Consider the following 24,619-nt stretch of genomic DNA (forward strand, 5'->3'; position numbering starts at 1 on the left):
GTGCCTTGTCTCCGGTCTTGTCTCCGGTCTTGTTCCGGGGATCAGAACACCAGCCCGGCCAGTGGCTTGGGGGTCCAGGCCATGGCCGCGGCCAGCGCCCGCACCGCGCCCGGCGTGCGCTCGCGCAGCAGGCCCGCGTCGAGCTGGGCGCCGAGCAGGCCGTCCCCCATGTACGCCGAGCCGAGCGCGGACACCGGCACCGTCAGGTCCGGCTCGTCGTCCACCTGCTTGCACTGCGCGCCGTCGGTGCCCGCGGTGAGCCGGCGGCGGCCGGCGTTCCACGGGCACACGTCGTCCTCGATCTCGATCACCAGGTCCACGGGGGCCGCGTAGGCGCGGGCGGTCAGGGCCTCGTCGACGTCGACCAGGCGTACCCACAGCTCGTCGGACCAGGTCGCGCGCAGTTGCCGGGAGTCGGCGAGCAGCGCGGTCAGGGCGTCGTCCACCGGCCTGGCGTACGCCTCCAGCCTGGTGATCAGGTCCCGGTCCAGCACGTTGCGCCACAGCAGGGCGTAGGCCGCCGGGTCGGCCGCCTCCAGTTCGATGAGCCGCAGCTCGCCGTTGGCCACGCCGTTGGGGTCCCAGGCGGACTTCGTGCGGAACAGCGCGTAGCCGCGCACGTTGCCGTCGTCCTCGGCGAGCACCGCGCGCAGCGAGCCCCAGCCGTCCCTGTCGTGCTCCTCGTCGGCGAGCATCCCGTCCCAGATGTGCCGGTTGCGCGCGTATCGTCCCGGACGCCGGGTCACGACCTCGGAGAACAGCTTCTCGAAGTCGCTCCTGGCCTCGGCGGGGGAGACCACCCTGATCCTGAGCGCGGGGTCCGTGGGGGCGTCCCGCACGAAGGCCGAGCGGTGCTTGTCGATGCGGTACGACAGCTCGCTGGCCGCCCTGCCGTAGCCGAACCTGCCGTAGATCAGCGACTCGGAGGCGTAGAGGGCGGCCACCGACTCGCCCCGGTCGCGGATGTCGGACAGCTGCCGGCGCATGAGCGCGGACAGCACGCCGCGGCGGCGGTGCGAGGGAAGCACGCCGACCGCGGTCACGCCGCCCACGGGGATCTGGCGTCCGCCGGGGACCGTCATCGTGAGGCTGAAGACGGACGTGACGCCCGCCATGGTGGTGCCGTCGAAGGCGACCAGCGTGCGGTCGAACTCCGTGGCCGCCTTGAACCGCTCGTCCTGGGTGGGATGCGGCGTCCAGCCGAACCCCTCTGCGAGCACGCCGGCGAAGCCCGGCCACTCGGATTCGTCAATGGGACGGATCGGATAGGTCATCCGTCCACGGTAGGAGCGGGCAAAGGGGGACGGCCACCCAATATCCGTGCTTAATGATCAAGGCCTTGGTCAAGTGGGCTGCCCAAACAGGGGTCAGACCGATACAGTCACACGCATCATGAGTTCCCGTCCGGCGCCGCTGATTCCGCCACGGGTCCGCGCGGTCCTGGTGCGGGTGCCGTTCCTGGTGTCTGCCGTCCGGTTCCTCCGGAGAGGGCCGCTGGCCCGCGACCGCAACCTGCTCATCACCCTGACCGTGCTCTCGCTCGTCATCGGGCTGCTGGCGGCGAAGGTGTCCACCGAGTGGTTCTCGCCGTCGCTGCTCATCCTGGTCACCTTGATCGGCGGGTTGCAGCTGCGGCTGCGCAGCCTGGTCAAGCTGCTGGTGGCGGTGGGCGTCGCGCTGGCCTACATCGCGGCCACGCTCGGGGTGGCGCGGGTGGGGCTGGGGCTCACGGTGACGATCGTGTTCACCACCGTGCTGGCCGTGCTGATGGCCCGTACCAGGGGCAAGCTCGGCGTGCAGGGGCTGCGCGGCGACGCGATGCTGCTGGAGCTGCGCGACCGGCTCAAGAGCCAGGGCGAGCTGCCCCCGCTGCCCAAGGACTGGGGCGCCAAGGTGGTGCTCAAGCAGGCCGGCGGCTCGTCGTTCGGCGGCGACTTCCTGGTCTCCATGCGCGACGGCGACTCCGTGGAGATCGCCCTCGTCGACGTCTCGGGCAAGGGCGTCGACGCCGGCACCCGCGCGCTGCTGCTGTCGGGCACGTTCGGCGGGCTGCTGGGCTCGGTCGACGACTTCCTGCCCGCGTGCAACGCCTACCTCCACCGGCAGCGCGGCGACGAGGGCTTCGTGACGGCCGTGCACGTACGCCTCGACCTGGCCACCGGCGACTACACGATCACCTCGGCCGGCCACCCGCCGGTCGTCAAGCTCGACTCGGGCACCGGCAACTGGCAGGTCGCCTCGGCCAAGGGCGTGGTGCTCGGCGTGGTGCCCGACCTCCACTGCGAGCCCGACAGCGGCACCCTGCGCAAGGGCGACGCGCTGCTGCTCTACACCGACGGGCTGATCGAGCAGCCGGGGCGCGACATCGACGCGGGGCTCGACCGGCTGCTCGGCGAGGCCGAACGGCTGCTGCCCTCCGGCTTCCGCGACGGCGCGAGGGCGCTGGTCAACGCGATGTCCTCGGGCCACAACGACGACTGCGCGCTGGTGTTGATCTGGCGTCCGTAGTGACGTTTCACACGGGTCAGGTCGTGATGGCGGTCACTGGCAGCGGGTTCGGCAGGCTGAGATCATTCGACTGTTCGGGTCCCGGCGGAGCGGCGCGGCTCCACCGGGCCCGTCTCCTCGTCCGGCTCCCGTGGGCCGCTCTCACAGCCAGCCGCTGTCGCTGGCGATGCGTACGGCGTCGAGCCGGTTGCGGGCGCCCGTCTTGCACATGATCCGCGACAGATGATTGCGTACGGTGCCGACCGACAGGAACAACTGGTCGGCGATCTCCGTCGATCTCGCCCCGCCGGCCGCGATGCGCAGCACGTCGAGCTCCCGCCGGGTGAGCGGGTTGGCGGCCGACTGCAGGGCGGCCACCGCCAGCTCCGACTCCACCGCCCGGCCGCCCGCCGCGACCTGGCGCACCCCCTCGGCCAGCCGCTCGGGCGCCACCCGCAGGCTCATGAACCCCAGCACGCTGCCGTTGAACGCCCTGCGCACCTCGCCGGGGCTCGGCCGCGCGGAAAGGATCAGCACCGAGCAGTGGGGGATCTGCTGGGTCAGATGGGTGGCGACCGGCAGGCCCGGCAGGTCGAGGTCGACGATCGCGACGTCGGGCGCGCTGGACCGCGCCGCGGGCAGCACGCCGTCGGGGCAGCCTGTCTCGGCGACCACCCGCAGGTCGGGCTCGGCTTCGAGCGTGGCCTGCAGACCGCGTCGCACCAAGGGCAGGTGTTCGGCGATGAGTATGCGGATCAAGGCGTCCCCCTCCATCGTCTCCCAGGGTGATCGGCTGATCGCTTACTGTCAATGTGGCTCGTGGATTCGCCAAAGTGCGGACAAGCCCGAGGGATGTGATGAGTTCGACTAGTCTGGACACGTCGAGACCGCCTGTCTGCCTGGAGCGCGCGTAGATGAACTGGCTCTTTGTCGCCGGGATCCTCCTCTTCCTGGTGGGGTTGATGGTCTCCGTCGGCCTGCACGAGGTGGGCCATCTCGTGCCGGCCAAGATCTTCGGCGTGCGCGTGACCCAGTACATGGTCGGCTTCGGCTCGACCGCCTGGTCCATCCGCAGGGGCGAGACCGAGTACGGCATCAAGTGGATCCCGCTCGGCGGCTACATCCGCATGATCGGCATGCTGCCGCCGCGTCCGGGCGACGTCCCCGGCAGGTTGCGCAGCGCGCCGACCGGGCCGTGGCAGGGCCTGATCGAGACCGCCCGCGACGCCGCGATGGAGGAGGTGCGGCCCGGCGACGAGGACCGCGTCTTCTACCGCAAGAAGTGGTGGCAGAAGGTCATCATCATGTCGGGCGGCCCGGCGATGAACTTCGTGCTCGCCTTCATCTTCTTCAGCATCCTGCTGGTCGGCATCGGCCTGCCCAAGCTGGCCCCGATCGTGTCGGCCGACACCAACACGTGCGTGATCCCCACCACCGAGGTGCGCAAGACGTGCACGCCCGCCGACGAGCGCACCCCGGCCGCGAAGGCGGGTGTCAAGGTCGGCGACCGCATGGTCTCCCTCGACGGCCAGAAGATCGCGAGCTGGCAGGACGCCACCCGCCTCATCCGCGGCCACGGCGCCGGCCCGGTCAAGCTCGGCATCGTCCGCGACGGCAGGCCGATGACGCTCGACGTCACCCTCATCGCCCGCGACCTGCCCAGCACGGCCGACGAAGGCAAGATCGACAAGGGTGTCGGGTTCCTCGGCGTCGTGCCCTCCCAGGTCTACGAGAAGCAGAGCATGGGGTACGTCCTGGGCTACATGGGCGACCTGACCGGCCGCGTCGTGGGCTCGATGGTCAACCTGCCGGAGAAGATGGTCGGCGTCTGGAACGCCGCCTTCTCCGGCGAGAAGCGCGACCCCGAGGGCCCGGTGGGCGTCGTGGGCGCGGGCCGGCTCGGCGGCGAGATCCTGGCCTCCGACACCTCCGTCACGAACAAGCTGTTCACCTTCGTCAGCCTGCTGGCCGGGTTCAACCTGGCGATCGGCCTGTTCAACCTGATCCCGCTGCTGCCCCTCGACGGCGGTCACATCGCGGGCGGCCTGTGGGAGGGGATCAAGCGCGGCTACGCCAGGGTCATGCGCCGTCCCGAGCCGCGCCACGTCGACATCGCCAAGGTGCTGCCGCTCACGTACGCGATGGCGTTCGTGCTGATCATCATGGCCGGTCTGCTGGTCTACGCCGACCTGGTCAACCCGCTCACGCTCGGCTGACCCGGCGGCCGGGCCCGTCGCCGGTGAACGTCACCGCCTCGGGCACGGCCGCGAACACGGTACGCAACTCGGCGAGCAGGCCGTCCAGCGTGGGCTCGGGCGAGCGGGTGGTCCAGCCGCGCAGGGCGGCGTGGAAGGCCGCCACCAGCAGGTCGAGCGCCAGCCTGGGCCGCTGGTCGCGGTCTCCGAGGCCGAGCCGCGTACGCAGGGTCGTCTCGAAGGCCGCGCTGGTGCGGTCGCAGAACTGCAGCCCGTGCGCGGCGATGGACGGCGTACGCTGCGACAGCTCCTGACTGAGCCGCACGCGGGCCACCCATTCCGGCCCCTCCGCCGACATCCGGCGCACCGCCGCGAGCATCGCCTCCTGCAACACCTCCAGCACGGGACGGCCGCCGAGCGGCGCGTGCTCGACGTCGCCGAGCAGCGCGGTCCACAGGGCCTCCAGCGGGGCCGAGGCGACCTCCTCCTTGCTGGCGAAGTTCCGGAAGAACGTGCGCTTGGAGATCTCGACCTCCGCGCACAGCTCGTCGAGGGTCACCTGGTCGAAGCCGCGCTCGGTGAACAGCGCGAGCGCGGTGTCCACCAGGGCGGCCCTGGTCTTGAGCTTCTTGCGCTCCCGGAGCGGCAGCAGATCGGCGGTCATCGTCCCCTAGTGTAGCCGGAGCGCATATGCCCCCTATAGGCTTATGCCACTCAGTGGCACTTTGGAGGGCATCATCATGCGCGCTTTGATCGTCGACCGTTCCGTTCCCGGGGGCCTGCGGGTGGGGGAGGCCCCCGAGCCGGTGCCCGCGCCCGGCCAGGCGCTGGTCCGGGTCACCGCCACTTCGCTCAACTACGGCGAGGTCAGGCACGGCCTCCAGGAGGCGCCCGAGGGCACGGTGCTGGGCTGGGACGCCGCGGGGGTCGTCGTCCAGGCCGCGGCCGACGGCTCGGGGCCGGCCGCGGGCACGCCCGTGGTCACGGTGGGCGAGAGTGGCGGCTGGGCCGAGCTGCGGGCCGTGTCGACCGACTGGATCGGGGTGGCGCCGCAGGACGCGGACCCCGGCGCGATCAGCACGATCCCGGTCGCCGGCGCCACCGCGCTGCGCGCGCTCGACCGTCTCGGGCCGATCCTGGGGCGGCGCGTCCTGGTCACCGGCGCGACGGGCGGCGTCGGCCGGTACGCCGTGCAGCTCGCCCGGCTCGGCGGCGCGTACGTGATCGCCGCCACCGGCGACCCGGCCCGGCACGGCGACGCCCTGCGCGCGCTCGGCGCGGACGAGGTCGTCGCGAGCCCCGCGGAGAGCGGCGGACGGCTCGACGGCGTCCTGGACCTGCTCGGCGGCGCCCCGCTGGTCGAGGCGTTCGACCAGCTCACCGAGGGCGGCACGCTGGTCGCCGTCGGCCACTCCACCGGCGAGGGCGAGAGCTTCCCGTTCGGAGCCCTGTTCGGCGGAGCCGACCGCCACGACCGTTCGCTCGTGACGTTCCACCTGCTCTACTGCCAGGGCCTGCGCCGCGACCTGACCTGGCTGGCCGGACAGGTCGCGGGCGGCACGCTGAGCCCTGAGATCACCTGGCGCGGCGGCTGGGACGATGCCACCGAGGCCGTGACCGCCCTCCTCGAACGCCGCGTGCACGGCAAGGCGGTGCTCGACCTGGCGTGAGAGAGCAGGGTCAGTCCCTGCCCCCGGGACCGCGCCGATCGCCGTACGCGGCCAGCGGCGCGGTCGCGAGAAGGCGGTCGCGGAAGGGGTGGGCGTCGAGGGCCTGGAGGGCGGAGGCGAGGACGTCGGCCAGCGGGACGGGGAGCTCGGCGTCCAGGGCGGCGATGGCGAGGGCGGTGGCCTGCCATTCGGCCTCGATGAGAGGGAGCGCGTCGCGGCATCGTCCGGTGAGGTGCACGATGCGCTGGCGGGCGTCGTTGGGGCCGGGGCGGAGGTCGAGGTAGCCGGCGCGGCGCATCTGGGTGACGGTCTGGCTGGCGGCGGAGTGGGTGACGCCGATGGCGGCGGCCAGGTCGCGGATGGTCATGGGGCCGGTCTCGACCAGGGCGCGGACGACGGGGGAGTAGCGGGGGCGGTAGTCGGGGAGCCCGAGGTCGGCGTACAGCCGGGCGATCGCGCCGTCGGTGCGCTCGTGGAAGGTGCGCATCAGGGTGCCGAGACTCTGGGGCATGTAGATATATTAGCGCTTATGTATTCCTCGATTGAGCCCTACGAGCAGGGCATGTTGGACGTGGGTGACGGCAACCTCGTCTACTGGGAGGTCAGCGGGAATCCGCATGGCAAGCCGGCGGTGATCGTGCACGGCGGGCCGGGCGGGGGCGCGTCCCCGGGGTGGCGGCGGTACCACGATCCCGAGGCGTACCGGATCGTCGTCTTTCATCAGCGTGGCTGCGGGAAGAGCACGCCTGATGCCGGGGAGCCGGAAACCGATCTGTCGGTCAACACCACGGCGCATCTCGTCGCCGACATGGAGCGGCTGCGGGAGCATCTCGGCATCGAGCGGTGGCAGCTCGTGGGGGCGTCCTGGGGGTCGACGCTGTCGCTGGCCTACGCCGAGCGGTATCCGGAGCGGGTGAGCGAGGTGATCCTGTTCGCGGTCACCGCCGGGCGGCCCTGGGAGATCGAGTGGATCACCCGGGACGTCGGGCGGATCTTCCCCCGGGAGTGGGAGCGGTTCCGCGACTTCCTGCCGGAGGAGGACCGGGGCGGGAACCTGGCGGCGGGCTACGCGAAGGCGCTGGCCGACCCCGAGCGGCGGGAGCGGGCGGCGATCGAGTGGTGTGCGTGGGAGGACACGCATGTGAGCCTCGACCCGGAGTTCCAGCCGAGCCGGAGATATCAGGACCCGGTGTTCCGGATGACGTTCGCCCGGCTGGTGACGCACTACTGGGGGAACGGGTGTTTTCTCGGGGAGAGCGATCTCGTTCGCGGGATTACGCGGCTGGCGGGGGTGCCCGGGGTGCTCATCCACGGGAAGTACGACGTCAGCGGGCCCTTGGTGACGGCCTGGGAGCTGCACAAGGCGTGGCCCGGGAGCGAGCTGCACGTGGTGGGGGAGGGACACGGCGGGCTGGAGATGATCGACCTGCTGACCGCCGCGACGGACAAGTTCCGGGGCTGAACCACCGACAGCCCGGGCCGGCAAGGCTGTCAGGTGGTCACGCGAACAGGACGTCGGCTAGTTCATCGAGATGTGCACGTGGTCGTAGTGGTTCTCGGTGATGCTGCCGCGGTCGGACATCCCGCGCCAGCCCGAGCCCTGGTTGATGCGCTGCTTCCAGATCACGTACTTGACGCCGAGCTTGGTCTTGTTCTGCAGCGCCCAGGCGGCCAGGCGGTCGCCCAGGGCGTTGTTGACGGCGCTCGGCATGGTGCCGCCCGTGCTCATCATGAAGTCGCAGGCCCGGCCGAGCGGGTGCTCGCCGCTGGAGCCGGACCGGAAGCAGCCCACCTCGTACGGCAGCGAGAAGCTCTTCTGCACCTGCGCGCGCATCAGCCGGGTGCGCGGCGTGATGTTGTCCGAGCCGGACGGCAGCTCGGGCGCCCAGCTGCCGTCGGACTTCTTGCCCGGCCCGAACGGCACGAGGTCCTGAAGCTTCTTCTTGATGTCGTCGATGACGTCCTGGGCGTCGTCGCGCTGCTCGGCCACCTCCGCCGTGCCCGCCTTGAGCTCGGCCGCGAGCGCGGTGGCGGCAGCGGCGGCCTTCTTCTGGTCGTCGCGGGCCTTGGCCACGCTGTTGACGACGGCCTGCTGCTCGGCGGTGAGCTGTTCGAGCATGGCCACGTTGTTGCCGTCCGGGGTCAGCATGAAGCCGGGCAGGGAGGCGTCGCGGTTCTGGTAGCGCATCCGGGCGATCTCGGCGACCCGCTGCTCGGCCGTGGCCACCGCCTGCTCGGCGGCGGTGAGCCGCTGCTGTGCCGCGGTGGCGGCCTGCTGGGCCTTGGCCAGCTCGACCCGCTTGAGGTTGTACGTCTCGATGAGCTTGTCCACCTTGCTGTTGAGCTGCTTGAGCTGGGCCCGCAGCTCGGCCTCGGACGGCTTGGGCGCGGCCGAGGCGGCGGCCGGATGGATGAGCAGCGCGGTGGCGGTGATGAGGCCGATGGCAAGACTCGCGGGGGTCGAAGCCGCCACGTGGGTGTTCCTCTCCCTCTGCCGGCCGGGTTAGCTGACGGGTTCGGGCACGGGAGCAGTCCCTACCACTTGCGCGGATTCACCCCGGATGCGATGGGTCCCCGGCTCCCGGGCAACACGCCCGGGATTAGGCGTACAACGACCGTTTTGGCCGATGTCTAACGGGATATTAGTGGTAGATCACGAGTCATGCGACTTTAAGGAGAAATCAATTAGTGATCAATTCGTGATCGCAGCATGCGTGCCGCCTCCTCCGGCAGCACGTCGTTGACGAAGGCGCCCATGGCCGACTCCGAGCCCGCCAGGTACTTCAGCTTGCCGGGCGCCCGCCTGATGCTGAACAGCTCCAGGTGCAGGTAGGCCAGCTCGCGGCCGTACCGCACCGGCGCCTGGTGCCAGGCCGAGATGTACGGCATCGCCACCCCGAACAGCGCGTCCAGCGCCCGCAGCACCGAGGTGTACAGCGGCGCGAACGCGGCCCGCTCCTCCTCCGACAGCGCCGCCAGGTCGGGCACCTGCCGGTGCGGATACACGTGCACCTCGAACGGCCAGCGCGCGGCGGCCGGCACGAACGCCGTCCACAGCTTGTTGGAGGCGACCACCCGCGTGCCGGCGGCCCGTTCGGCGGCCAGCACGTCGGCGAACAGGTTGCCGCCCGTGTACCGCGAGGCCGCCCCGAGCTGGAGCTTGGTGCGCGGGGTCACGTAGGGGTAGGCGTAGATCTGCCCGTGCGGATGCGGGAGCGTGATGCCGATCTCCTCGCCCCTGTTCTCGAAGCAGAACACCTGCTCGACGCCCTCCATGCCGGACAGCTCGGCCGTGCGGTCGGCCCACGCCTCCATGACCAGCCTGACCTGGGCGTTGGAGAGCTTGGAGAAGGAGGAGGTGTGGTCGGAGGTGAAGCACACCACCTCACACCGCCCGACCCCCGGACGCACCTCACTCAACCCGCCGACATCCCCATAAGTCCCAAAATTTCCGGAGAAAGAGGGGAAGCGGTTCTCGAACACCACCACGTCATAGTCATGGGCCGGGATCTCCGACGCCCGCGTCCCGGACGACGGGCACAACGGGCACTCGTCGGCCGGCGGCAGGAACGTGCGCGTCTGCCGGTGACCGGCGATCGCGATCCACTCCTCGGTCAGCGGGTCGTAGCGCAGCTCGGAGGCCACCGGCCGCGGGTCGAGCGGACGCCGGTCGATCGCGCTCCGGTCGGCGTCGTCGCGCCGGTCGAAGTAGATCAGCTCTCGGCCGTCTGCCAGGTGGGTGATGGTGCGCTTCAAGGCGTGCCCTCCGCGATGATCAGTTCTCCGGCCCGTTCGGCCAGCTCGGTGCGTGCTTCCTCGGGCAGCCCCGCGTCGCTGATGACCACGTCGGCCTCGGTCAGCTCGGCGATCGTGCTGATGCCGACCGTGTTCCACTTGGTGTGGTCGGCGGGGACCACCAGCCGGTGCGCCGCGGCCACCAGCTCCCTGTCGGTCTCGGACTCCAGGAGGTTGGGCGTGGTGAACCCGGCGCGCAGGCTCATGCCGTGCACCCCGAGGAAGAGCGTGTCCACGTGCAGCCGGCGGATCGCCGCCACCGCCACGGGGCCGACGAGCGCGTCGGAGGGTGTGCGCACGCCGCCGGTCAGCACGACCGTGCGGTCGGCGCGCGGGTTGCGGTGGAAGACCTCAGCGACGGGGATCGAGTTGGTGATCACGGTCAGCTCGGGCACGGCGACCAGATGGTGGGCCAGCGCCCACGTGGTGGTGCCGGCGGAGAGCGCGACGGCGGTGCCCGGCCGGACGAGGGTGGCCGCGTGCCGCGCGATGGCCTCCTTCTCCTGCTGCTGGCGGGCGGACTTGGCGGTGAAGCCGGGCTCCTCGGTCGAACCGGGGCCGAGGGCCGTCGCGCCGCCGTGGACCTTCTCCAGCAGCCCGCGCTCGGCCAGCACCTCAAGGTCACGGCGTATCGTCATGTCCGAGACGCCGAGCTCGCGCACGAGGTCGGCCACCCGGACGCCGCCGCTGCTGCGTACGCGTTCCAGGATCGTCTGCTGACGCTGCTGTGCGAGCACGCCCACCCCTTCCAACAGATTCCACCAAATTATGACACGAGTTTGTTGAGGAATGTTAGGTCGCGGCGTATCGCTTGTGCGACTGACGGGCAGGGGAGACCTTGAAGGTCACGATCCCGACCGCCGGAGGTGAGCCCATGGCGAAACGCGCACGCAAGGGCAGGGGGCGCAAGAAGAAGAAGGCGAACCACAGGAAGCGCCCGAACGCGAACTGACCACGGGTGGCCGCGGGATCCCGCGGCCACCCGTGCTTCTGTCAGCCGGGCAGTTCGGTGAGCGCCCGGTCGAGCCGTTCCTGCGGGAGGGTGTGATCCTCCAGTTCGCCGGCCAGGTGGCGGTCGTAGGCGGCCAGGTCGAAGTGGCCGTGCCCGCACAGCGCGGTGAGGATCACCTTCTCCTCGCCGCTCTCCTTGCAGCGCAGCGCCTCGGCGATGGTCTCGGCCAGCGCGTGCGTGGGCTCGGGAGCCGGGACGATGCCCTCCGTCCGCGCGAAGCGCACGCCCGCCTCGAAGCACTCGCTCTGGGTACGGGTCACCGCCTCGAACAACCCCAGCTCGTACATGTGGGACAGCAGCGGCGCCATGCCGTGATAGCGAAGCCCGCCGGCGTGGATCGGGTCGGGGACGAAGGAGTGCCCGAGGGTGTGCATCTTGAGCAGCGGAGTCAGCCCGGCGGTGTCGCCGAAGTCGTAGGCGTAGACGCCTCGGGTGAACGACGGGCAGGCGGCCGGCTCGACGGCCCGGAACTCGGTGGCGATCCGTCCGGCCAGCTTCTCCCTGAGGAAGGGGAAGGCGAGGCCGGCGAAGTTGGAGCCGCCGCCGGTGCAGCCGATGACCAGGTCGGGCAGCTCGGGCAGTTGCGCCAGGGCCTCCTCGCCGATCACCGTCTGGTGCATGAGGACGTGGCTGAGCACCGAGCCGAGCGCGTACCGGGCCTCGGGGTTCGCGGCGGCCACCTCGACCGCCTCGCTGATCGCCAGTCCCAGGCTGCCGGGCGAGTCGGGGTCGTCGGCCAGCGCCTTGCTGCCCGCGCCGGTGACGGGGGAGGGGCTGGGGTGGACGGTGGCGCCGTACACGCGCATGAGCGAGCTGCGGTACGGCTTCTGGTCGTAGGAGGCGCGAACCATCCAGATCCGGCACTCGATGTCGAACTGGGCGCAGGCGAACGCCAGGGCCGACCCCCACTGTCCCGCGCCGGTCTCCGTGGTCAGCAGCCGCACGCCTTCCTTGGCGTTGTAGTACGCCTGCGGCACGGCGGTGTTCGCCTTGTGCGATCCGGCCGGTGAGACGCCTTCGTACTTGTAGTAGATGCGGGCCGGCGTGTCGAGGGCCTTCTCCAGCCGGCGCGCCCTGATCAGCGGCGTCGGCCGCCACAGTCGGTAGACGTCGTAGACCTCCTTCGGGATGGGGACGTAGCGCTCGCCGCTGACCTCCTGCGCGATGAGCTCCATGGGGAACAACGGCGCGAGGTCGTCCGGCCCGACGGGACGGCGGGTGCCGGGGTGCAGCGGCGGCGGAGGCGGCACGGGAAGATCGGGAACGATGTTGTACCAGTTGCCAGGGATCACCGTTTCAGTTTGAGCCGCCCTTCCGAGCCGTCAAGGGTCTGGACGCGGACACGTTCCTTCTTTACCTTGGTTGAAACAGTTCACAGGAGGAGCGAATGAAAATCGAAGCGGTCATCTTCGACATCGGCGGCGTCCTGGAGCTCACGCCGTCCCTGGGGGTGACGGCCACATGGGAGGAGCGGCTCGGTCTGCCCGCCGGTCACCTCGACGCGCACCTGGAGCCGACCTGGCTGGCCGGGGCCGTGGGAGAGGTGACGGAGGAGCAGGCCCACGCCGAGGTGGCGAAGCTGCTCGGCGCGGACGCCGAGGCGTTCATGGCCGACGTCTGGACCGAGTACCTCGGCAGCCCCAACACCGGGCTGATGGCGTACCTGGGCGCCCTGCGTCCCCGCTTCCGTACGGGCCTGGTGAGCAACAGCTATGTCGGAGCCAGGGAACGCGAGCAGGCCGCGTACGGCTACGCCGACCTGGTGGACCACATCGTCTACTCGCACGAGGCGGGCGTGCGCAAACCGGACCCGCGCATCTACCTGCTGGCCTGCGACGCCCTCGGCGCCGATCCCGCCGCCACGGTGTTCCTCGACGACCACGAGCCGTACGTCGAGGGCGCCCGCGCGGCCGGCCTGCACGCCGTGCGCTTCACCTCCAACGCCCAGGCCGTCGCCGAGCTGGACGCCCTGTTGGGGCTCAGCCGTCCGTCAGCACCGCCGGACGGTCCGGATGGTCGGCCCTGACGACCACGTCGGCGGCCCGCTGCGGGCGCGCCTCGCGCTCGTACCGCTCGTAGGCCGGCAGGCGCCACCGTTCGTCCTCGGGGGTGCGCCGCGCCAGCGCACCCGCCGACAGCCACACGTGCACGCTCAGCTCGAACGGCAGCCCCCGTCCCAGCAGGAGCGTCCCGTCCACGAGCACCACCCCGCCCGGCGCCAGCTCCCGGTACGGCAGCCGGTACGCCCGATCGATCCCGCTGTCCCACAACGCCGGCAGCACCCGCCCCGAGCCGCCCGGTTCCAGCGGTTCGAGCACCTCGCGCAGCAACCCCTTGACGTCGAGCCAGTCCTCGTAGAAGACGTCGGGATCGGTCCGGCCGTGCTCCAGCCGCAGCGAGGCCGGCCTCAGGAAGTCGCCGGCCGACACCCGCAGCACGGGCCGCCCCAGCAGCCGCAGGGGCGCGACCAGCTCGTCGGCCAGCGCGCCGGGCCCCGCCACGGGCGCCCCGTCGACGGCCACCCGCACCCATGAGTCCCTGGGCCACGCGGCGACACGCTCGGCCAGCTCCTCGACGAGCGCCTCCCGTGAGATCGGTCGTGCACGCATCACCACCACCCTACGCCCCGAAGATCACGAAAACCCCAGGCCCCCGAACCACGCACGAGAGCTGCTCCGCCGTACGTCGGGTCCGTCATGACGCACACCGTCGATCATCGCGACGCCCCCGTGGTCGGCCGCTTCTTGCAGTCCTGGTGCGTGACGAGAGTGGGAAGGCGGCTACGGCCATGAAGATCATGGGCTCTGCCTAGGCCGCTGACTACCCGGAGACAGGACCGCCTTCGCGATCACCCCGGGGCCGAGCGCCCCCGCCGGAGGCGTTCCCACAGAACAGCCTGCACAGCAGGATGCTCATCACGACGAACAAGGCGACTCCGCCGAGCAGAATCGCGATGACGAAGAGCGTGAACGGATGGAAGAACACTGGGCCTCCTGTCGTCGTGCCGATCATAGGAGCCCTGAGGTTCCATCGGCCTTGAGGGTGGAGGCCGTCGCCGCATGGAGGCACTTCGCGCCCTCTCGTAGAGCGTGCGATCAGTGTCGGTGTCCCCTGTAGGGCAGATGGCCGGACGGCATGAGGCTGGCGCGGCCACAAAGAGACAAGATCGGATAACAGTAAGGCCCAGGCTCGGGATCATCTCCCGGACCTGGGCCTTCGTGTCTGGAGCGGACGACGGGAATCGAACCCGCGTAGCTAGTTTGGAAGACTAGGGCTCTACCATTGAGCTACGTCCGCGCGAACCGGTCGAACTCTGGTCTAGACTTCATCCGGTCGTCAGGGCGTAAGCGTACCGGAGTCACGGACCGCATGCGCACCCGACGAGGCGGGGCGTGGCGCAGCTTGGCAGCGCGCTTGCTTTGGGAGCAAGAAGTCGCAGGTTCAAATCCTGTCGCCCCGACCAGCTCAGCAGGCCCCCTCCCATCCGGAGGGGGCCTCTTGCTTTTCGCGCCCCAAAAATAGCGTCGAAGCAGGACGAACTGCCCACTAAGGTCATGGCGTGACAGACAATCGCGTGCCGCCGCCCTATGTCGGCGACGAACGGACCATGCTCAACAACTGGCTCGAATGGCATCGCGGCACTCTGGCCGTCAAATGCGACGGCCTGACCGACGACCAGCTCAGGCTCCGCTCGGCCGGGCCCTCCACCATGTCACTGCTGGGCCTGGTCCGGCACATGGCGCACGTGGAGCGCGTCTGGTTCCGCCGCGTGCTGGACGGCGAGGACATCCCCCGCCTCTGGAACAAGGAAGTCGACGCCGACGCGGACTTCAACGACGTAGACGAGGCCTCGGTCGAGGAGGCGTTCACCACGTGGCAGGACGAGATGGAGCGCGCACGTGCCATCTCGGCCACCAAGTCCCTGGACGCCACGGGCGACAGGAACGGCCAGGACTGCACCCACCGCTGGATCCTCGTCCACATGATCGAGGAGTACGCGCGCCACAACGGCCACGCCGACCTGCTGCGCGAGCGCATCGACGGCGTCACCGGCGAGTAGGGACGAGCGGGTCAGCCCTCTTCGGCGCGGAACAACGCCCACACGGCCTTGCCGCCGCGGTCGAGCGGGTCCCAGCCCCAGCACTGGCTGTAGGTCTCGACGATGTAGAGTCCGCGCCCGTTCTCGGAGATGAAGTCCGGCTCCTTGCGGCGCGGCACCTCGTCGCTCGGGTCCGCCACCGCCAGCAGCACGTGCGGCGACACGCGCATCAGCAGGAGCTCGATCTCCCGCCGACCGGCCGCGTACATGGCGTACCTGACGGCGTTCGTCACCAGCTCCGACACCACGAGCGCGGCGTCGTCGCTCAGCTCGTGCAGGCCCCATCCCCGCAGCGTGGAGCGGGTCACGTCCCTGGCGGTCTTCACCGAGTCGGCCTGGAAGGGCAGGGGACACGCGGTCGTGTTCGGCTTCCCGCCCTTGAGCAGGTGGTCGAACCCCACCTCACGGGTGATCTGCAGGCAATCGGCAGTGGCCAGAGGATCCTCCACCATGCCGCCGATACCTCCCCGTAGCCCTCGGTTTAGTGCATGTTTGGCCCACAATGCACTAAGCCATCATGGGTCACGAACGCGGCGGCTGCAAGACCCAAATGCACGTGCAGCTGCAATGTGCAGCAGCATGTGCCTTTTGGGGCAAAACTCTCCTAATCGGACACGGGGTTGAGACCTTGTCATACCCGGCAATGTGGTGTCACTGTGTGTGCGGACCTTGAGTAGGAGGCAAAGTGACGCAGAACCAGCCGGGTTCGGGGCCGACGGCGCTGCGCATCCTCCTGGGCTCCCAGCTGCGAAAGCTCAGGGAGGCGAAGAACGTCAGCCGCGAGGAGGCGGGTCACCTCATCAGGGGGTCCGAATCCAAGATCAGCCGCATGGAGCTGGGCCGGGTGGGGTTCAAGGAACGTGACGTCTCCGACCTGCTCACCCTGTACGGGGTCGTCGATCCGCAGGCGCGCGCCGCCGTCCTCGACCTGGTGGCCACGGCCAACGAACCCGGCTGGTGGCACCGGTTCAACGACGTCCTGCCCACGTGGTTCCAGGCGTACGTCGGCCTTGAGGAGGCCGCCGCCCGGATCAGGACCTACGAGGTCCAGTTCGTGCCGGGACTGCTGCAGACCAAGGAGTACGCCCGGGCCGTCGTGACCGCGGGAGCGGCGGGCATCGCGACGGAGGAGATCGCCAGGAGGGTCGACCTCAGGCTCGAACGCCAGCGCATCTTCGACCGCCCGGACGGCCCGATCTTCTGGGCCGTGATCGACGAGGCGGCGCTGCGCCGGCCCATCGGCGGCGTCGAGGTCATGCGCGCCCAGCTCGAACACCTCATCGACCTCATGCGGCAGCCCAGCATCACCATCCAGATCATGCCGTTCAGCTTCGGCGGCCACAGCGCCGAGGGCGGGGCCTTCAGCGTCCTGCGCTTCCCCGACCGCGACCTGCCCGACGTGGTCTACGTCGAGCAACTGGCCAGCGCCCTGTACCTGGACAAGCGTGAGGACGTGGACCGCTACACAGAGGTCATGGAGCGGCTGTGCGCCGTGAGCACCACCCCAGATGAGACGATCGATCTCCTGCGGACGATCGCCGAGGAGTTCTGACGGCGACGGCGTCGTTGTTCGGTACGCATCTGCCCTAGACTGGCCATCGGCGTTGGATCCCGCCGTGGCGGAGCATGCCCAACGCCGCTCATGTGGGCGCGGCGCGTGAGCCGTACCGAATGGACGCGCCCGCGATCACTCGTAGCTTGATCAAGGAGACCATTCCGTGAAGACCGCTGTCGAGGAGCTCAGCCCGACCCGGGTCAAGCTCACCGTCGAGGTGCCGTTCGACGAGCTGCGCCCGAGCATGGATGCGGCGTACAAGAAGGTCGCGCAGCAGGTGCGCGTCCCCGGGTTCCGGCCTGGCAAGGTTCCGGCCCGCATCATCGAGCAGCGCTTCGGCCGGGCGGTAGTGCTGGAGGAGACCCTCAACGACGCGGTGCCCAAGCTCTACGGCCAGGCCGTCGACGAGGTCGACGTGTTCCCGGTGAGCCAGCCCGACATCGAGGTCACGAAGATCGACGACGGTGAGCAGATCGAGTTCACCGCCGAGGTCGACATCCGGCCCAACTTCGAGGTGCCCGACTACCAGGGCGCCGAGGTCACCGTCGACTCCGCCGAGGTCTCCGACGAGGACGTCGACGGCCAGCTCGACTCGCTGCGCCAGCGCTTCGCGACGCTGACCGGCGTCGAGCGCGCGGCCGCCAACGGCGACTTCGTGGTGATGGACCTGCGCGCCGAGATCAACGGCGAGAACATCGAGGAGCAGCAGGCCAGCGAGGTCTCCTACGAGGTCGGCGCCGGCTCCGTGCTGCAGGGCCTCGACGACGCCCTCGTCGGCATGTCCGCGGGCGACGAGAAGAGCTTCAAGACCGAGCTCGTCGGCGGCGAGAACGCCGGCGAGGAGGCCGACGTGATCATCAACGTCAAGTCGGTCAAGGAGAAGGTCCTTCCCGAGCTCGACGACGAGTTCGCCCAGCTCGCCAGCGAGTTCGACACGCTCGACGAGCTCAAGGCCAGCATCCGCGAGCAGTCCCGCCGCAACAAGCTCATCGACCAGGTCGTCCAGGCCCGCGAGAAGGCCCTCGACGCGCTGCTCGAGAAGATCGACATCCCGCTGCCCGAGAGCGCGCTCAAGGCCGAGGTCGACGCCCGCAAGCACAACCTCGACCACCAGATCGCCGAGAGCGGCCTGAGCCGCGACGCCTTCTTCCGTCTGTACCAGACGACGGAGGAGGAGCGCTTCACCGAGTTCGACACCAACTCCGCCAAGGCGCTCAAGGTCGGCTTCGTGCTCGACAAGATCGTCAAGGCCGAGGAACTGGGCGTCAACGAGCAGGAGCTGACCAACTTCGTGGTGCGCCGCGCCATGGAGATGGGCGTCCAGCCCAACGAGCTGGCCAAGCACCTCGCCGACAACGACCAGCTCACGCTGGCCATGGTCGAGATCGTCCGCGACAAGGCCAAGTCCGTGCTCGGCGACGCCGCCAAGGTCGTCGACAGCGAGGGCAACGAGGTCGACCTCAAGGCCATCTACGCCGAGATCAACGGCGCCCCGGTCGAGGAGGAGGCCGAGGAGGCCGACTCCGAGGACAAGGCCGAAGCCTGATCTTCCCCGAAGCCCCCGAACCACCACGGTTCGGGGGCTTCGCGCATTTCGCCCCGAACCACTCCGGTTCGGGGTTTCGCGTTTTCAGGCCAGAAGCCTTCTGGACATGGCTGTCACGCGTTCCCGCGCGCGATGGAACGCGTGAGCGCGCCCAGAGGGCTCCTGACGATCCCGCAGGAGCGAATCCGGCCCTAGGGGCGGGAGCCGCCCTCTGAGGGCTCGTCAAGGCCCTCACCGCCACCGCCCGCGCGACGGCTTCCCCGCCGCCGGACGGCATTCACCGGGACGCAACCTCAGAAGCTCCACAAGCCCCACCAGCCAGGAATCATCCCCGCCGAAACGCCCATAGAGCCGGACCATGAGCTGGACGTGGAGGAACGGCGTAGCCTGACAGAAGACCGGTCACCCAGACCTGCGCCGTCAGCGAACAGTACGGGGGACCGGGCATGACCTGTGGGCGTCGCGCGTTAAGGTCACAAGCAAAGCCAATCACTTACGACGCATCGGAAGGTGACGCTGTGACCAGCCCGCCGACCTTCTATCAGCCTGAGTCGCGAGGCCGTGAGAACGGCTCGTCCTTCCGGCTTGAGGACCAGCTTTACCAGCGCCTGCTGCGTGAGCGCATCATCGTGCTCGGTCAGGAGGTCAATGACGAGATCGCCAACCGGATCTGCGCCGAGCTGTTGCTGCTCGCGGCCGACGACCCCGAGCGCGACATCACGCTGTACATCAACTCGCCGGGGGGCTCGGTGAGTGCCGGTATGGCGATTTACGACATGATGGAATATGTGCCTAACGACGTGTCCACGGTGGTGATGGGCATGGCCGCCTCCATGGGGCAGTTCCTGCTCACCGCCGGCGCCCGCGGCAAGCGCTACGGCCTGCCGCACGCCCGCGTCATGATGCACCAGCCGTCCGGCGGCATCGGCGGCACCGCGGCCGACATTGCCATCCAGGCGGAGCAGATGCTCTACGTGAAGAAGACGCTCGCCGAGCGGATCGCCTTCCACACCGGGCAGCCGCTGGACCAGATCGAGTCCGACTCCGACCGTGACCGCTGGTTCACGGCCGAGGAGGCGAAGGACTACGGCTTCATCGATCACGTGGTGCGCAGCGCGCGGCAGGTGCCCTCCGTGGGCCCGGTCTCCTAGGGGGAGCTGACATGAACATCCAGAGCCGTTACGTTCTCCCCTCCTTCGTCGAGCGCACGTCCTACGGCGTGAAGGAGATGAACCCGTACAACAAGCTCTTCGAGGACCGCATCATCTTCCTCGGAGTGCAGATCGACGACGCGTCGGCCAACGACGTGATGGCCCAGCTGCTGACGCTGGAGTCGCTCGACCCCGACCGTGACATCAGCATCTACATCAACTCGCCCGGCGGCTCGTTCACGGCCATGACGGCGATCTACGACACGATGCAGTTCGTCCGGCCGGAGATCCAGACCGTCTGCCTCGGCCAGGCCGCGTCCGCCGCGGCCGTGCTGCTGGCCGGCGGCACCCCGGGCAAGCGCTTCGCGCTGCCCAACGCCCGGGTGCTGATCCACCAGCCCTCCACCGAGGGCGGTGGCCAGGGAAGCGACATCGAGATCCAGGCCCGCGAGATCCTCCGCATGCGATCCCTCCTTGAGGACATCGTGGCGAAGCACACGGGCAAGGCCTCCGCCGACATCCGCAAGGACATCGAACGCGACAAAATTCTCAACGCGGACGAGGCAAAGGCGTATGGTCTGATCGACGACATCATCCCGACCAGGAAGAAACGAGCTCAGGCCGTCGCTTCCTAGTTGAGATGTGACGCACCGGAGCGCTGCCCAATAGGGCACGTTCCGGTGCGACTCGCCGCTAGGGGGCTCACTGAGGGCCCAGAAGACGGTAACGTCGAAACCTGAGCGGTTCGGCCTAGTCCGGAGGATGTCCGGAGACACTGCTCGCGTGAGCAGGGCGGTCCCACGCAAAGGAGTATCTGGGGTGGCACGCATCGGCGACGGGGGAGACCTGCTGAAGTGCTCTTTCTGCGGAAAGAGTCAGAAGCAAGTCAAAAAGCTCATTGCCGGTCCAGGCGTCTACATCTGCGATGAGTGCATCGATCTCTGCAACGAGATCATCGAGGAGGAGCTCTCCGAGTCCTCCGAGCTCAAGTGGGACAACCTGCCCAAGCCGAGGGAAATCTACGAGTTCCTCGACGCCTACGTCATCGGACAGGACAAGGCGAAGAAGGCGCTCTCGGTGGCGGTCTACAACCACTACAAGCGGGTGCAGTCCGGCGACCGGGGCAGAGACGACGGCCTTGAACTGGCCAAGAGCAACATCTTGCTGCTCGGGCCCACCGGGTCGGGAAAGACTCTCCTCGCACAGACTCTGGCGAAGATGCTCAACGTGCCCTTCGCCATCGCCGACGCCACCGCCCTCACCGAGGCGGGCTACGTCGGCGAGGATGTCGAGAACATCCTGCTCAAGCTCATCCAGGCCGCCGACTACGACGTCAAGAAGGCCGAGACGGGCATCATCTACATCGACGAGGTTGACAAGATCGCCCGTAAGAGCGAGAACCCGTCGATCACTCGTGACGTCTCCGGCGAGGGCGTGCAGCAGGCGCTGCTGAAGATCCTCGAAGGCACGACGGCCTCGGTGCCGCCGCAGGGCGGGCGTAAGCACCCGCACCAGGAGTTCATCCAGATCGACACCACCAACGTGCTGTTCATCTGCGGTGGAGCCTTCGCCGGCCTCGAAAAGATCATCGAGTCGCGCATCGGCAAGAAGGGCATCGGCTTCAACGCCATCATCCGCTCGAAGGAAGAGGTCGACACGGCCGACATCTTCGGCGACGTGATGCCCGAAGACCTGCTGAAGTTCGGCATGATCCCCGAGTTCGTCGGGCGTCTGCCGGTCATCACCTCGGTCCACAACCTCGACCGCGAGGCCCTCATCCAGATCCTCACCGAGCCCCGCAACGCGCTGGTCAAGCAGTACCGCAAGCTGCTGGAGCTCGACGGCGTGGAGCTGGAGTTCACCGACGGCGCGCTGGAGGCCATCGCCGACCAGGCCATCCTGCGCGGTACCGGCGCGCGCGGCCTGCGCGCGATCCTGGAGGAAGTGCTCCAGTCCGTCATGTACGAGGTGCCCTCCCGCCAGGACGTCGCCCGCGTGGTCATCACCCGCGAGTCGGTGCTCGAACACGCGATCCCGACGCTCGTGCCGCGCGACCAGCTCGCCGCCAAGCAGCAGCGCACGCCGCGCGAGAAGTCGGCCTGACCGTCGTCGAAAACGCCCCCGGGAATCAACCCGGGGGCGTTTCGCTTGCCCGGCTCCCTAGAATTGGTCACTGTGACCACGCAAGAGCTGCCCACCCAATACACGCCGGCCGACGTCGAGACCCGTAGCTACGAGCGCTGGGTATCCGAAGGCTACTTCCACGCCGACCCGGGCAGCTCGCGAGTGCCGTACAGCATCGTCCTCCCGCCGCCCAACGTGACGGGCGTCCTGCACATCGGGCACGCCCTCGACCATTCCGTCCAGGACGCGCTGACCCGCCGCGCCCGCATGCAGGGCCGCGAGACGTTGTGGCTGCCCGGCATGGACCACGCCGGCATCGCCACCCAGAACGTCGTGGAGCGCGAGCTGGCCAAGCAGGGCCTGTCCCGCCACGACCTGGGCCGCGAGGCGTTCGTCGAGCGCGTCTGGGAGTGGAAGGAGGAGTCCGGCGGCCGCATCCTCGGCCAGATGCGCAAGCTCGGCGACGGCGTCGACTGGGAGCGCGAGCGCTTCACCATGGACCCGGGGCTGTCGCGGGCCGTCCAGACCATCTTCAAGAAGCTCTTCGACGACGGGCTCATCTACCGCGCCGAGCGCATCATCAACTGGTGCCCGCGCTGCCTGACCGCATTGTCCGACATCGAGGTCGAGCACAGCGAGGACGAGGGCGAGCTGGTCTCGATCCGCTACTCCGACGAGATCGTGGTGGCCACCACCCGCGCCGAGACCATGCTCGGCGACACGGCCGTGGCCGTCCATCCCTCCGACGAGCGCTACGCCCACCTGGTCGGCACGATGGTCGAGGTGCCGCTGACCGGCCGCATGATCCCCGTGGTCGCCGACGAGCACGTCGATCCCGCCTTCGGCACCGGTGCGGTCAAGGTCACCCCGGCTCACGACCCCAACGACTTCGAGATCGGCCGACGCCACTCGCTGCCGTCCCTCACCGTCATGGACGAGCGCGGCGTCATCACCGCTCACGGCCCCTTCCAAGGGCTCGACCGCTTCGAGGCGCGCCCGGCCGTGGTCGCCGCGCTGCGCGCCGATGGCCGCATCGTCGCCGAGAAGCGCCCGTACCTGCACTCGGTCGGCCACTGCTCGCGCTGCAAGACCGTGGTGGAGCCGCGGCTGTCGCTGCAGTGGTTCGTCAACGTCTCGCCGCTGGCCAAGGCGGCCGGCGACGCCGTGCGCGACGGCCGCACCCGCATCCACCCGCCGGAGCTGGCCAAGCGCTACTTCGACTGGGTCGACGACATGCACGACTGGTGCATCTCCCGCCAGCTGTGGTGGGGCCACCGCATCCCGGTCTGGTACGGCCCGGGCGGCGAGGTCGTCTGCGTCGGCCCCGACGAGGAGCCGCCGGCCGGCTACACCCAGGACTCCGACGTCCTCGACACCTGGTTCTCCTCGGGCCTGTGGCCGTTCTCGACACTCGGCTGGCCCGACTCCACCCCGGAGCTGGAGAAGTTCTATCCGACCTCCGTCCTGGTCACCGGCTACGACATCCTGTTCTTCTGGGTGGCCCGGATGATGATGTTCGGCCTCTACGCCATGGACGGCCGTCCGCCGTTCCAGACCGTGGCCCTGCACGGCATGGTCCGCGACCAATACGGCAAGAAGATGTCGAAGTCGTTCGGCAACGTGGTCGACCCGCTCGACTGGGTCGAGCGTTTCGGCGCCGACGCCACCCGCTTCACGCTGCTGCGCGGCGCCAACCCCGGCGCCGACGTGGCGGTGAGCGAGGAATGGGCGGCCGGCTCGCGCAACTTCTGCAACAAGATCTGGAACGCCACCAGGTTCGCGCTGATGAACGGCGCGACGGTGGGCTCGCTCGACGGGCTCGACCTCACCGCGGCCGACCGCTGGATCCTGTCCCGCCTGCAGACCGTGGTGAACGCCGCGGATGCGGCCTTCGACGAGTACGAGTTCGCCAAGGCCTCCGACCTGCTCTACCACTTCGCCTGGGACGAGGTCTGCGACTGGTACCTGGAGTTGGCCAAGATCCAGCTCGGGGAGGGGCTCGAACACACCCGGCTCGTGCTCGGGCACGTGCTCGACGCGCTGCTGCGGTTGATGCATCCGCTGGTGCCGTTCGTCACCGAGGAGTTGTGGCGAGCGGTGACAGGTGGCGAGTCGATCGTCGTGGCCCCCTGGCCGCAGGCCGACCCGCGCTACGCCGATCCGGCGGCCGAGGCCGAGATCGACGCCCTCCAGGAGCTCGTCACCGAGGTCCGCAGGTTCCGTTCCGACCAGGGGCTCAAGCCCGGCCAGAAGGTGGCCGCCCGGCTGGGGCTGTCCGGCACGCCGCTGGAGGCCCAGGAGAAGGCGATCCGCGCGTTGCTGCGGCTGACCGAGCCGGCGGAGACGTTCAACGCCACGGCGCGGTTCAGCGTGGGCGCGGTGACCGTGGAGATCGACACCGCGGGCGCCATCGACGTCGTGGCCGAGCGGAAGCGTCTGGAGAAGGATCTCGCCGCCGCCAGGAAGGAAGCCGCTCAGGCGAGCGGCAAGCTGGGCAACGAGCAGTTCATGTCCAAGGCGCCCGACGACGTGGTGGCCAAGGTCAGTGCCCGTGCCGAGCAGGCCGCCGCGGACATCGCGCGCCTTGAGGCGCAGCTGTCCGGGCTCGGGGTTTAGACCATACGAACGCGGGGAAGGTCCATTCGTTACCGAAGATGGACCTTCGTCGTCCTCAGGGCTGCTACAGTTTTCAACGCGGGGCCGATCGGCCCCACACCCCTTCTGATCAACCCCGACTTTCGGGCTGTCTGACCTAGCGGTTGGACAAAGGCCGGAAGTTAGAGTAAGTTAGCAGGGTTGCTCCGAAACGGGGCAGGTCCGGAAGCTCCCGGATCGGGCGGTTTGACAAGAATCGTCCGAATCTGGTAGACTGAAGGAAATGAAGTGGGAGCGCCTCTGAACGAGGATCCGGGAACGGGTTCTGGTGAGGAAGTACGCGTCCGTTTCTTGAGAACTCAACAGTGTGTTAAAAGCCAGTGCATGAAA

23 protein-coding genes, 2 tRNA genes and 1 riboswitch are annotated in these 24,619 nt (G+C 69.1%); of the genes, 14 read left to right on the plus strand and 11 right to left on the minus strand.

Annotation, left to right across the window (positions count from 1 at the left end; all coding sequences use genetic code 11):
* Positions 1–41: 41 nt before the first annotated feature.
* Positions 42–1,274, minus strand: coding sequence for a GNAT family N-acetyltransferase (locus tag ACIA8R_RS27550; protein ID WP_357705238.1), 1,233 nt, complete (start codon positions 1,272–1,274; stop codon positions 42–44).
* 118 nt (positions 1,275–1,392) lie between these two features.
* On the opposite strand from ACIA8R_RS27550, the gene ACIA8R_RS27555 reads away from it, so the two are divergent.
* Positions 1,393–2,508, plus strand: coding sequence for a PP2C family protein-serine/threonine phosphatase (locus tag ACIA8R_RS27555; RefSeq protein WP_364092356.1), 1,116 nt, complete (start codon positions 1,393–1,395; stop codon positions 2,506–2,508).
* Positions 2,509–2,649: 141 nt separating this feature from the next.
* On the opposite strand, the gene ACIA8R_RS27560 is transcribed toward ACIA8R_RS27555, so the two are convergent.
* The gene (locus ACIA8R_RS27560) at positions 2,650–3,246 is read right to left on the minus strand and encodes a response regulator transcription factor (RefSeq protein WP_364092358.1); all 597 of its coding nucleotides are present in this window, start codon (positions 3,244–3,246) and stop codon (positions 2,650–2,652) included.
* A gap of 155 nt (positions 3,247–3,401) precedes the next feature.
* On the opposite strand from ACIA8R_RS27560, the gene ACIA8R_RS27565 reads away from it, so the two are divergent.
* Positions 3,402–4,703, plus strand: a complete 1,302-nt coding sequence (locus tag ACIA8R_RS27565) for a M50 family metallopeptidase (RefSeq protein ID WP_357705244.1) — start codon at positions 3,402–3,404, stop codon at positions 4,701–4,703.
* Here the strand turns inward: ACIA8R_RS27565 and ACIA8R_RS27570 are convergent.
* The gene (locus ACIA8R_RS27570; RefSeq protein ID WP_397041127.1) at positions 4,690–5,346 is read right to left on the minus strand and encodes a TetR/AcrR family transcriptional regulator; all 657 of its coding nucleotides are present in this window, start codon (positions 5,344–5,346) and stop codon (positions 4,690–4,692) included. The genes ACIA8R_RS27565 and ACIA8R_RS27570 overlap by 14 nt on opposite strands.
* Positions 5,347–5,422: 76 nt before the next feature.
* Between ACIA8R_RS27570 and ACIA8R_RS27575 the strand changes: the two genes are divergently transcribed.
* Complete coding sequence (locus ACIA8R_RS27575) at positions 5,423–6,352, plus strand: zinc-binding dehydrogenase (RefSeq protein ID WP_397041128.1); 930 nt, start codon at positions 5,423–5,425, stop codon at positions 6,350–6,352.
* 10 nt (positions 6,353–6,362) lie between these two features.
* Here ACIA8R_RS27575 and ACIA8R_RS27580 read toward each other — a convergent pair whose 3' ends face one another.
* Positions 6,363–6,863, minus strand: a complete 501-nt coding sequence (locus ACIA8R_RS27580; protein ID WP_364104317.1) for a MarR family transcriptional regulator — start codon at positions 6,861–6,863, stop codon at positions 6,363–6,365.
* Between the two features lie 18 nt (positions 6,864–6,881).
* Here ACIA8R_RS27580 and pip point away from each other — a divergent pair, with 18 nt between their 5' ends.
* A complete protein-coding gene (gene pip / locus ACIA8R_RS27585; RefSeq protein WP_397041130.1) occupies positions 6,882–7,814 on the plus strand; it encodes a prolyl aminopeptidase in 933 nt (310 codons plus the stop codon).
* 57 nt (positions 7,815–7,871) lie between these two features.
* Here the strand turns inward: pip and ACIA8R_RS27590 are convergent, their stop codons facing one another.
* From ACIA8R_RS27590 to ACIA8R_RS27600, 3 genes are all read right to left on the minus strand, one after another.
* Positions 7,872–8,825, minus strand: a complete 954-nt coding sequence (locus ACIA8R_RS27590; RefSeq protein WP_397041131.1) for a coiled-coil domain-containing protein — start codon at positions 8,823–8,825, stop codon at positions 7,872–7,874.
* A 5-nt stretch (positions 8,826–8,830) separates the two neighbouring features.
* A riboswitch (cyclic di-AMP (ydaO/yuaA leader) is annotated at positions 8,831–8,969 on the minus strand.
* A 68-nt stretch (positions 8,970–9,037) separates the two neighbouring features.
* Positions 9,038–10,108 (minus strand): galactose-1-phosphate uridylyltransferase, encoded by a 1,071-nt coding sequence (galT, locus tag ACIA8R_RS27595; RefSeq protein ID WP_364104313.1) that lies wholly within the window; start codon positions 10,106–10,108, stop codon positions 9,038–9,040.
* Positions 10,105–10,884 (minus strand): DeoR/GlpR family DNA-binding transcription regulator, encoded by a 780-nt coding sequence (locus ACIA8R_RS27600; RefSeq protein WP_125636437.1) that lies wholly within the window; start codon positions 10,882–10,884, stop codon positions 10,105–10,107. The genes galT and ACIA8R_RS27600 overlap by 4 nt, the downstream gene beginning before the upstream one ends.
* Positions 10,885–11,021: 137 nt before the next feature.
* On the opposite strand from ACIA8R_RS27600, the gene ACIA8R_RS27605 reads away from it, so the two are divergent.
* Complete coding sequence (locus ACIA8R_RS27605) at positions 11,022–11,099, plus strand: 50S ribosomal protein bL37 (RefSeq protein WP_387679150.1); 78 nt, start codon at positions 11,022–11,024, stop codon at positions 11,097–11,099.
* Positions 11,100–11,140: 41 nt separating this feature from the next.
* Here ACIA8R_RS27605 and ACIA8R_RS27610 read toward each other — a convergent pair whose 3' ends face one another.
* Positions 11,141–12,451 carry a TrpB-like pyridoxal phosphate-dependent enzyme gene (locus ACIA8R_RS27610; RefSeq protein WP_397041133.1) on the minus strand — a complete coding sequence of 437 codons (1,311 nt, stop codon included), beginning with the start codon at positions 12,449–12,451 and terminating at the stop codon, positions 11,141–11,143.
* Between the two features lie 95 nt (positions 12,452–12,546).
* On the opposite strand from ACIA8R_RS27610, the gene ACIA8R_RS27615 reads away from it, so the two are divergent.
* Positions 12,547–13,185 (plus strand): HAD family phosphatase, encoded by a 639-nt coding sequence (locus ACIA8R_RS27615; protein WP_364104308.1) that lies wholly within the window; start codon positions 12,547–12,549, stop codon positions 13,183–13,185.
* Here the strand turns inward: ACIA8R_RS27615 and ACIA8R_RS27620 are convergent.
* The gene (locus tag ACIA8R_RS27620; protein WP_397041134.1) at positions 13,139–13,768 is read right to left on the minus strand and encodes a uridine kinase; all 630 of its coding nucleotides are present in this window, start codon (positions 13,766–13,768) and stop codon (positions 13,139–13,141) included. The genes ACIA8R_RS27615 and ACIA8R_RS27620 overlap by 47 nt on opposite strands.
* A gap of 614 nt (positions 13,769–14,382) precedes the next feature.
* Positions 14,383–14,456 (minus strand) — tRNA-Gly (locus ACIA8R_RS27625).
* A gap of 89 nt (positions 14,457–14,545) precedes the next feature.
* On the opposite strand from ACIA8R_RS27625, the gene ACIA8R_RS27630 reads away from it, so the two are divergent.
* Positions 14,546–14,622: transfer RNA gene (locus tag ACIA8R_RS27630), tRNA-Pro, on the plus strand.
* A gap of 96 nt (positions 14,623–14,718) precedes the next feature.
* Complete coding sequence (locus ACIA8R_RS27635; RefSeq protein ID WP_397041136.1) at positions 14,719–15,219, plus strand: DinB family protein; 501 nt, start codon at positions 14,719–14,721, stop codon at positions 15,217–15,219.
* An 11-nt stretch (positions 15,220–15,230) separates the two neighbouring features.
* On the opposite strand, the gene ACIA8R_RS27640 is transcribed toward ACIA8R_RS27635, so the two are convergent.
* Positions 15,231–15,710 carry an ATP-binding protein gene (locus tag ACIA8R_RS27640; protein WP_357705267.1) on the minus strand — a complete coding sequence of 160 codons (480 nt, stop codon included), beginning with the start codon at positions 15,708–15,710 and terminating at the stop codon, positions 15,231–15,233.
* Between the two features lie 233 nt (positions 15,711–15,943).
* On the opposite strand from ACIA8R_RS27640, the gene ACIA8R_RS27645 reads away from it, so the two are divergent.
* The 6 genes from ACIA8R_RS27645 to ACIA8R_RS27670 all read left to right on the plus strand — a co-directional run bounded on the left by ACIA8R_RS27645 (position 15,944) and on the right by ACIA8R_RS27670 (position 24,250).
* Positions 15,944–16,810, plus strand: a complete 867-nt coding sequence (locus ACIA8R_RS27645; RefSeq protein WP_397041138.1) for a helix-turn-helix domain-containing protein — start codon at positions 15,944–15,946, stop codon at positions 16,808–16,810.
* A gap of 166 nt (positions 16,811–16,976) precedes the next feature.
* Positions 16,977–18,359, plus strand: a complete 1,383-nt coding sequence (tig, locus tag ACIA8R_RS27650; RefSeq protein ID WP_364104295.1) for a trigger factor — start codon at positions 16,977–16,979, stop codon at positions 18,357–18,359.
* Between the two features lie 518 nt (positions 18,360–18,877).
* On the plus strand, positions 18,878–19,510 hold the full coding sequence (locus ACIA8R_RS27655) for an ATP-dependent Clp protease proteolytic subunit (protein ID WP_352323605.1): 633 nt from the start codon (positions 18,878–18,880) through the stop codon (positions 19,508–19,510).
* Positions 19,511–19,521: 11 nt separating this feature from the next.
* Positions 19,522–20,145, plus strand: a complete 624-nt coding sequence (locus ACIA8R_RS27660) for an ATP-dependent Clp protease proteolytic subunit (protein ID WP_352323604.1) — start codon at positions 19,522–19,524, stop codon at positions 20,143–20,145.
* Positions 20,146–20,329: 184 nt separating this feature from the next.
* Positions 20,330–21,613 carry an ATP-dependent Clp protease ATP-binding subunit ClpX gene (gene clpX / locus ACIA8R_RS27665; protein ID WP_185067261.1) on the plus strand — a complete coding sequence of 428 codons (1,284 nt, stop codon included), beginning with the start codon at positions 20,330–20,332 and terminating at the stop codon, positions 21,611–21,613.
* A gap of 72 nt (positions 21,614–21,685) precedes the next feature.
* Positions 21,686–24,250, plus strand: coding sequence for a valine--tRNA ligase (locus ACIA8R_RS27670; protein WP_397041141.1), 2,565 nt, complete (start codon positions 21,686–21,688; stop codon positions 24,248–24,250).
* Positions 24,251–24,619 lie beyond the last annotated feature (369 nt).

The sequence above is a fragment of the Nonomuraea sp. NPDC051191 genome, assembly GCF_044455665.1.
In the GTDB taxonomy this organism is placed as follows: domain Bacteria; phylum Actinomycetota; class Actinomycetes; order Streptosporangiales; family Streptosporangiaceae; genus Nonomuraea.